We start from the raw sequence: 7,545 nt of genomic DNA on the forward strand, positions 1-7,545 counted from the left end.
CTCCGCCACGGTGACGACGTCCAGGACGTCAAGGATTCCCAGCAGCCCCGCGAGGGTCACGGCCTCGGAGCGGGTCAGGGCCAGCGAGTAGGTGGCGTCGGGGTCATCGGGCGACTCGTAGACGAGATCTCGCCGGCCGCCCGAATGGTGCGTGACCACTCCCACGCGGCGGCCGTCGGCGGTGGTGAACATGCGGCGTACCCCGATACCGGGCAGCGGGGTCAGTTCGACAATCATGGGAACTCCAGCGGGCAGGGCGGCGGATGTGCGCAGCGCTCGGCAGCGGCGCAGGCCGACGAGTGTGGCCAGGCCAAGTGCGGCGGGCGCGGTGACAGCGCGGCCGGCCGGTCATGGCGGCCAGCCGGGCGGTGCCATGGGACCGGCGCGAGCGGGGCGAGTGGATCAGGCAAGGCCCCGCGCATGGCGCGGGGGAGCACGATCCGCCGACCAAGCGGGCACACAACCGGGGATCGCCCGCCGTGCGGAACGGAACACGATGCACAGCCCGATCGACCGGGTGGCGGAGAGCACCAGTACGAGCACGGCAAGCAGCAGCATCGTCGGCAGCGGCGCTCGCCCGCCGACGCGGCGAAGGCTGCGTCGATCGTGCATGCCCGAACCATAGCCGTCGCCCAGAGTGGAGACCACATCCGCATCGGGTGACCGCCCATGACCCGCCAGCAACGCCGGTGACGACCCCGCGCGCCGGGCTGGATAGTCCATCGCTTTCGTGAGCGCCGGAATGCTACGAAGGGACGTGCCTGACATGACCAGTTCCCTTGATGCCACGTCCCTGGAAACACCGCGGCTGCTGTTGCGCCGCTGGCAAAGCAACGATCTGGACGGCTTCGCCGCGGTGAACGCACAGCCCGAGGTCATGCGCTACATCCATGACGGCCGCACCCTGGACCGGGCCGCGACCGCGGAGCGCCTGGCCAACTATCAGCGGCACTGGGAGGAGCACGGCTTCGGCCTGTACGCGGTGGAGATCAAGGAAACCGGCGAGCTGGCCGGTTTCACCGGGCTGGCGGTGCCAACCTTCCTGCCCGAGATCATGCCGGCCGTGGAAATCGGCTGGCGGCTCGGCCGCGCGCACTGGGGCCGGGGCTTCGCCACCGAGGCGGCCCAGGCCGTGGTCGCCCACGCTCGTGCCGAGCTCGGACTGCGGCGGCTGGTCAGCATCCACGTTGTCGGCAACGAGGCGTCGGCGCGAGTGATGGTCAAGCTGGGCATGGCGCTGGACCGCGAGACCGTGCAGCCGGACACCGGCCGCCAGGTCCGGGTCTATGCGATGGATCTGTAAGCGGTCCACCCAGCGGCCGTCCCGACAGCCGTTTCGGGGAGCCCGCTCACGATGAGCCGGCTCCCCGGAACCTGGCCCGGGCTCGAACGGTGCTTTCCCCTACGGCGACGGCTCGCACAAGTGGATCCCACCGGTCTAGCTGATCCGAGCAGAGGCGGTTGTGGTGAGGACAGCGCGTCGGTGAAAGGCTCTCTTGCCCGTTGGCGGCGATCCTCGCGAAGTCGCGGGACGTATCGACTGTGTGATGATCGGGTGGTGCGGGTGATGATGGCCACCGATGCGGGGCACCCGGGGCGGAAGAATGAGGACTTCGCCGGTGCCGTGCCGTCCGGCATGGTTCTGGTTGACGGCGCGGGTGGCATCGCCGGCGCCGAGAAGGTCTGCCATCACGGCGTGACCTGGTACGCCACCCGTCTCGGAGGTGCTCTCCTGGGCGCGCTGTCTGATGACCGGACCCTACGTGAGGTGCTGGCCGAGAGCATTGAGCGGATCACCGACGAGCATCGCGACACCTGCGATGTCACGAATTCCATCAGCCCTTACGCGGCCGTGGCGATGCTCCGATTCTCGGATGGTCTCGTTGAGCACCTGGTCCTCGGAGACGCCGTGGCGGTCATCGGCCGGACCGGGGCCGATCCCTTCGTCGCCCACGATCCGCGCGAGGTGATGATCGCCCGCTCCGTGGAGGCCCGGCTGAAGGGCGTGCCGGAGGGCACTGACGAGTACCGGCGACTCATGCTGGAGTTGCGTGCACAACGGAACAGCCCGGGCGGTTTTTGGGTGGCCAAGGACGACCCGCGGGTGGTGGACGAGGCGATCACCGGCAGCTGCCCAACGGACGAGATGACCGTTGCTGCGCTGCTGAGCAACGGCGTGAGCCGGCTGGTGGACACCCTCAGACTGACCAGTTGGGCGGGACTGCTGCACCTGGCGGGGACGGTCGGACCCGGCGAGGTCATCCGCTGGGTCAGGGAGGCTGAGGTTCGCGGCGACGTCGCCCCTGACGACGCGACGATCCTCTGCTGCAGCCGGACGAGACAGCTCGGCGACGGGTGACTCGATTGCCGTTTGCCGGCCGGGCATACTCGCTGTTCATGACGTACGACCTCGCGGTTTGGCAAGGCGAGCGCCCAGACGAGTCGAACGCGGCCGCGACCTTCAGCGCCTTGTACGACCAGTCCAGGCAGACCGCTTAGCCTGGACGGCGTCCCCATGCCGAGATCAGCGGCGCGAGGGTGAGGTCGAGCTCGCCGGCATCGACGGCGGCCAGGTGCGCGTCGATCTCGGCGTCGTCGGCCAGCCCGGCGGCGAGCAACTCGGCGCGGACCATGCGTACCGTCGCGATCTCCAGCCGGTCGCAGGCCACCCCACCGACCGGGAAGCAGCCGGCCGCCGCCACATCGACCAGGCCCGCCGCGCGCAACGCCTGCGGCAGCGTACGGCCGTAGCGCAGGTCGGCGCCGCGGCGCGTCATCAACTCCCGGACGGCACGCCGCAGCCGGTTGGCACGCCGCTGCGCCGGACCGACCTCATCGAGACAGGCCAACGGCTGCAACTCGGTGTCGGCATCCTCGACCAACAACCAGCCGCCGGGCCGCAGCGCCGCCACCATCGTCGCCAACGCCCGGGCCCGGTCGGGCACGTGAACGAGCACGAGCCGCGCGTGTACCAGGTCAAACGTGCCGGACTGCGGCGGCGGGTCCCCGACGACGTCGTGCCGAAGAACCTCGTACCCGCCCTGCGGGTCCAACCAGGCCGGATTGATGTCCGTGGCCAGCACGTAACCGGTTGGTCCGACGGCCGTGGCCAGGGCCTCGGGAATGCTGGGACCTCCGGCACCAACTTCCCAGCAGCGCCAGCCCGCCCGCACTCCGAGCCGGTCGAGGTGCCCACGCGTGACACCGTCGAACAGCTCGGCCAGCCAGCTGAACCGCTCGCCCGCCTCGCGCCGGGCATTGTCGAGCAGGTAGCGGTGATCCGGGGCAGGCTCCGGGGAGTGTGGCGACGGGGTCGTGGCCTGCGCGCCCGCAGTATTCACCGGCCCGCCCGTCGTGTACGGCTCGGGCCCGGGATCGACGACGGGCTGCGATGAACTCATGCCCACATCCTCACGCCCGATCGTGTACGGCGTCAGCGCGACACGGGCTGAAACCAGACACAGCAACGCCTCGACCGGCCCAGTCGCAGGGGGCTCACGAGTCGGCGAGCCGAAGGAGATCACGTAGGTGGGCAACCTCGGAGCGGTTCTCCGGACCGAATCGCTGCAGTGCTCGGCGCCACGCGTCCACCGCCGCGAGCAGGTCGCCCGCGGCGTGGTGCGTGGTGCCGAGGTGGGTGAGCGTGCGTTTGAGCGGGACGCGCGCCGACGGTGCGCTGGCGACGGGCGCGGTGGCTACCGGCGCGCGAGCTGCGGGGGTGGCGTCGTTCGGTGCCCTCGCCGTAGGGGCGCTGGCCGCCGGGGCCGTGGCTGTCGGGGTGCTGGTCATCGGGCGGCTAGCCATTCGCCGGGCGGTCGTGCGGGAGCTGCGCGTCGGCCGGTTGGAGATCGACGAGCTGGTGGTGCACAGCCAACCCGCTGCCGAGGGATGACCCGCTCCCGCGCTGGGCGCGAGACCGTCGTTGGTGGTGCGCGGAAAACCGTGGAGGTGGCGGGCAGCACCGAGTCCGGGAGACTGGCGGGGCATCAACTCGCCCGGGTCAAGAACCAACGCGGTGCGGTCCGTCGGCGGGACGCGTTCGCGCCGACGGACCGCACCGGAAACGACGCCTACGGTTTGCGGGCGAGGAGCCCGACGAAGGTGTGATAGGTGTCGGTCTGCATCGGCGCGGGCGTACCCGGCTCTGGGCGCCACTCGGCCAGCGGCACCAGCCCCGGCTCCAGCAGCGTCAGCCCGTCGGCGAACGAGAGGATCTCCTCGTCCGTACGCCAGCGACCGGTGCTCAACGACTCGTTGAAGACCCGCTCGACCTCGCGGGCCTTGCGGGAGCCTTCGGGGTCCCGCTCACCGGGGTCGCGGAAGTGCGAGATCGCCACATAGCTGCCGGAGGGCAGCGCGTCGATCAACGCCGCCGCCACCGCTCGCGGATCCTCGTCGTCACCGAGGTGGTGCAGGATCGCGAAGAGCAACAACCCGATCGGTCGGTCAAAATCGAGAAACCGACGTACGTCCGGATGGTTGAGGATTTCCTGTGGTGCCCGGACGTCCGCCTGGATCACCGTCGCGGTGCCCTCCGCGGCGAGCAGGGCCCGTCCGTGTGTCAGGACGATCGGATCATTGTCCACATACACCACCTGAGCCTTCGGGTTCTGCTCGGTGGCGACCTCGTGCACGTTGCCCTGGGTGGGCAGCCCCGATCCGATGTCGAGGAACTGGTCGATGCCCGCCTCGGTGACCAGGAAACGAATCACGCGACGCAGAAAGGCCCGGTTCGCCTGACCGGCTGCCGGCCCATCCGGTGTGATCCGCAGGGCGTGCTCGGCGACCTGTCGGTCGACCTCGAAGTTGTCCTTGCCGCCGAGGAAGAAGTCATAGACCCGGGCCACGCTGGGAATGCTGGGGTCGATGCCGGGGGGTGCCGCCTTGTCGCGGGTCACAGGCGTCTCCATTCGATCGGGACGGGCGCAGTCTGAGGTCTGCGGGCGGTGCCGGATTGCGGCGAGTCTAGCGATCGGAAGGGTTGAATTTTACCCCGACTGGTATCGCTCCCAGCGAACCGTCCCGTGACCAGCACACTCGTTCAGCGACGCCGGCTGGCGGTAGGCCCGGCGCCATCACGGTCATGTTGCTGGCGGTCGGCCGGGACCCGGCGCCGCGTCCCGTTAGGCTCGCCGACATGCCGGACAGCACTTCGACGTCGCGCGTAGTCGGCGGCGATGTCATCGAAGGGCGGCAACGCCTCATCTTCGTCAACAAAGGTGATCACTACGCACTCAGCACGCTCGGCGTTTTCGCGGACGGCGTCGTCCTCTGGCGATACGGTTCAACTGATCTCGACGGCCTTCGCGCTGTGTTCGACGATGGAACGCTGACCCTGACGCCACCCGAGGGCTCTTCGCTGATCATCAGCGACACGGCGAGAGGATCCGTGCCGGCACTGGAGTCGTGGCTGACTCCGGAGCTGGTGATCGGCGAACTCGCCGACGAGGTGGACCTTCTCAACAACCGGCCGGATTCCTCCCGGCGCTGCTGGAACGCACTGCTGGTGTACGCCGCGGAGCCGACCGGGGCAAACCTGGAAATCGTTCGCGCGCTGTATCACGCGGTGCCCGAACACCGCCGGATCTACATGCTCGGTGACATGGACCAGAACGACGTCCCGGTCCGGATCCTGCTCGCTGAAGTGGGTGAGACGATCCAGGCCAGGCGCTCAGGCCACCTGCTCACGGTGACCCCCGAGGCCCGGAAGCAGGCGCTCGACTATTTCCGCAGGAGCGAGGCTGGTATCGCCAAAGCCCGGACACAGCAGGTGGCGGACGGACCGGAGACAACCGTCCCGCTGACCATCGGCGGGCACGTCTATCCGCAGGGCTGGCCGGACCCCGCGGGCCTCGAGGTCCTGCAGATCGACTATCCGGCGGCGGTGATACACGGCGGCCGGGAGTACGCGAGCGTCATGCACGCCTACTGGGCGCTGTCCACTGATGACGCCGAATGGCGCGATCGGATCGCCACGGCCGTCCGTGGCCTCGACGCCCGGGCTGTCGGCGAGGAGGCACCCCGGCGGGCAGGCTGGCCGGCGGCGCGGCTGAGCGTGATGGCCTCGCTGCTGCGGGACAAGTTCGAGCGCCATCCGGCGATGGCGGAAACGCTGCTGGGCACGGGTGACGCCCGGCTGCTCTACAACGACTGGGCTTCGAAATATTGGAGTTCGAGCGGCACCAACTGGATTGGACGGCTGCTGGAACTCGTCCGGTCGGAACTGACTCACCGATAACCGGTCCCGCCGAAAGGGATCACCGGCCCGTGAACGGTCCGGGCCGGTGATCAGGAGACAGTGTTGCGGGTCAGCGGCCCTGCAGGCGCTTCACGTTGTCGCCGAAGGTCCAGCCCTTCGACCCGTCCCAGTTCGCCGACCAGGTCATCAGGCCCTTGATGCCGGGGACACTGTTGTACGCCTGGGTGACCAGCGACGTCGACATGTAGCCGCCACCGGCACCGGACTGCGCGGGCAGGCCCGGAACCTGCTTGTCGTACGGCACGCGGATGGTCGTGCCCTGGATGGTGAGGCCGTTGTTCAGGCACTGCGTCTGCACCGTGAAGCCCTGCACGGTGCCCGCGGGGTACGAGTCGCCGGCGCAGCCGTACATGCTGCCGTTGTAGTACTGCATGTTCAGCCACCAGAGCCGGCCGTTGTCCACGTACTTTTTGATGATCGGCAGGTACGAGCCCCAGATCGAGCCGTAGACCACACTGCCGCCGGTGACGTAGGCCGTCTCCGGTGCCATGGTCAGGCCGAAGTTCGAGGGCATCCGGGCCAGCACCCCGTCGATGATCCGGATCAGGTTGGCCTGCGACGTCGACAGGGTATTGATGTTGCCGCTACCGGTCAGGCCGGTCTCGATGTCGATGTCGATGCCGTCGAAGTGGTAGGCCGTCAGGATCGGCACGATCGTCGCGATGAACCGGTCGGCGACCGCGGTGGAGCTCAGGTCGATGCCCGCGGCGGCCCCGCCGATCGACATCAGGATCGTGGCGCCGGCGGCTTTGGCCTGGCACATCTCGGCCGGGGTGGCCACCTTCACGCCGGCGTCCATGCCGTTCTCCCAGAGGACCGTGCCGTCTGAGCGGATCACCGGGAACGCCGCGTTGATCACGTTGTAGCCGTGCTGGTTGAGCCGGCTGTCGGTGATCGGGATCCAGCCGAGTCCGGGGTGGACACCGTTCGAGGCGCCGTCCCAGTTCTCCCAGTAGCCCTGCAACACCTTGCCGGTGGGCCGCGACTTTACCGCGCAGGTCCCGCCAGTTGGCGGCGGCGTGGTGGGGGGAGGTGTGGTCGGAGGCGGCGTGGTGGGTGGCGCGGTCGTCGGTGGTGGCGTGGTGGGCGGCGGCGTGCTTCCCGAGCACGCGCCCAGGTCACGCCACAGCGACGGGGTCGCGGCGGGGTTCCAGCCGGCGCCGGGGTACGCGGTGTGGGTGACCAGAGCCTGGTAGAGCCGGCCACCGTAGGTGACCTGGGTGCATCCCTGGAAGTTGGTCCCCACGGCCCAGCCCGCCGCGGTGCAGCCGACCAGCCCGACGGCG

The 7,545-nt window shown here is 69.3% G+C and carries 9 protein-coding genes; 4 read left to right on the plus strand and 5 right to left on the minus strand.

Annotated elements, in window-relative coordinates:
- A partial coding sequence (locus tag AB0J68_RS22545) for a potassium transporter TrkA (RefSeq protein WP_363940386.1) occupies positions 1 to 237 on the minus strand: 237 nt, incomplete at its 3' end.
- 165 nt (positions 238 to 402) lie between these two features.
- Positions 403 to 768: a hypothetical protein gene (locus AB0J68_RS22550; RefSeq protein WP_363940387.1), complete on the minus strand. Its 366-nt coding sequence runs from the start codon at positions 766 to 768 to the stop codon at positions 403 to 405.
- Between AB0J68_RS22550 and AB0J68_RS22555 the strand changes: the two genes are divergently transcribed.
- Both AB0J68_RS22555 and AB0J68_RS22560 read left to right on the plus strand, forming a co-directional pair.
- Complete coding sequence (locus AB0J68_RS22555) at positions 767 to 1,303, plus strand: GNAT family N-acetyltransferase (protein ID WP_363940388.1); 537 nt, start codon at positions 767 to 769, stop codon at positions 1,301 to 1,303. The two genes, AB0J68_RS22550 and AB0J68_RS22555, sit on opposite strands and share 2 nt — an antisense overlap.
- A gap of 264 nt (positions 1,304 to 1,567) precedes the next feature.
- Complete coding sequence (locus AB0J68_RS22560; protein WP_363940392.1) at positions 1,568 to 2,359, plus strand: hypothetical protein; 792 nt, start codon at positions 1,568 to 1,570, stop codon at positions 2,357 to 2,359.
- A gap of 136 nt (positions 2,360 to 2,495) precedes the next feature.
- Here the strand turns inward: AB0J68_RS22560 and AB0J68_RS22565 are convergent, their stop codons facing one another.
- Positions 2,496 to 3,401: a methyltransferase domain-containing protein gene (locus tag AB0J68_RS22565; RefSeq protein ID WP_355139826.1), complete on the minus strand. Its 906-nt coding sequence runs from the start codon at positions 3,399 to 3,401 to the stop codon at positions 2,496 to 2,498.
- A 236-nt stretch (positions 3,402 to 3,637) separates the two neighbouring features.
- Between AB0J68_RS22565 and AB0J68_RS22570 the strand changes: the two genes are divergently transcribed.
- Positions 3,638 to 3,892 carry a hypothetical protein gene (locus tag AB0J68_RS22570; RefSeq protein WP_355068508.1) on the plus strand — a complete coding sequence of 85 codons (255 nt, stop codon included), beginning with the start codon at positions 3,638 to 3,640 and terminating at the stop codon, positions 3,890 to 3,892.
- A gap of 178 nt (positions 3,893 to 4,070) precedes the next feature.
- Here AB0J68_RS22570 and AB0J68_RS22575 read toward each other — a convergent pair whose 3' ends face one another.
- Positions 4,071 to 4,898, minus strand: coding sequence for an SAM-dependent methyltransferase (locus AB0J68_RS22575; RefSeq protein ID WP_363940389.1), 828 nt, complete (start codon positions 4,896 to 4,898; stop codon positions 4,071 to 4,073).
- Between the two features lie 239 nt (positions 4,899 to 5,137).
- On the opposite strand from AB0J68_RS22575, the gene AB0J68_RS22580 reads away from it, so the two are divergent.
- On the plus strand, positions 5,138 to 6,238 hold the full coding sequence (locus tag AB0J68_RS22580) for an NADAR family protein (protein WP_363940390.1): 1,101 nt from the start codon (positions 5,138 to 5,140) through the stop codon (positions 6,236 to 6,238).
- Positions 6,239 to 6,308: 70 nt separating this feature from the next.
- Here the strand turns inward: AB0J68_RS22580 and AB0J68_RS22585 are convergent.
- Positions 6,309 to 7,545 (minus strand): glycosyl hydrolase family 18 protein (locus AB0J68_RS22585; protein WP_363940391.1); only part of this gene is annotated, 1,237 nt, incomplete at its 5' end.

The sequence above is a fragment of the Micromonospora sp. NPDC049580 genome (genome assembly GCF_040675595.1).
GTDB lineage: Bacteria > Actinomycetota > Actinomycetes > Mycobacteriales > Micromonosporaceae > Micromonospora.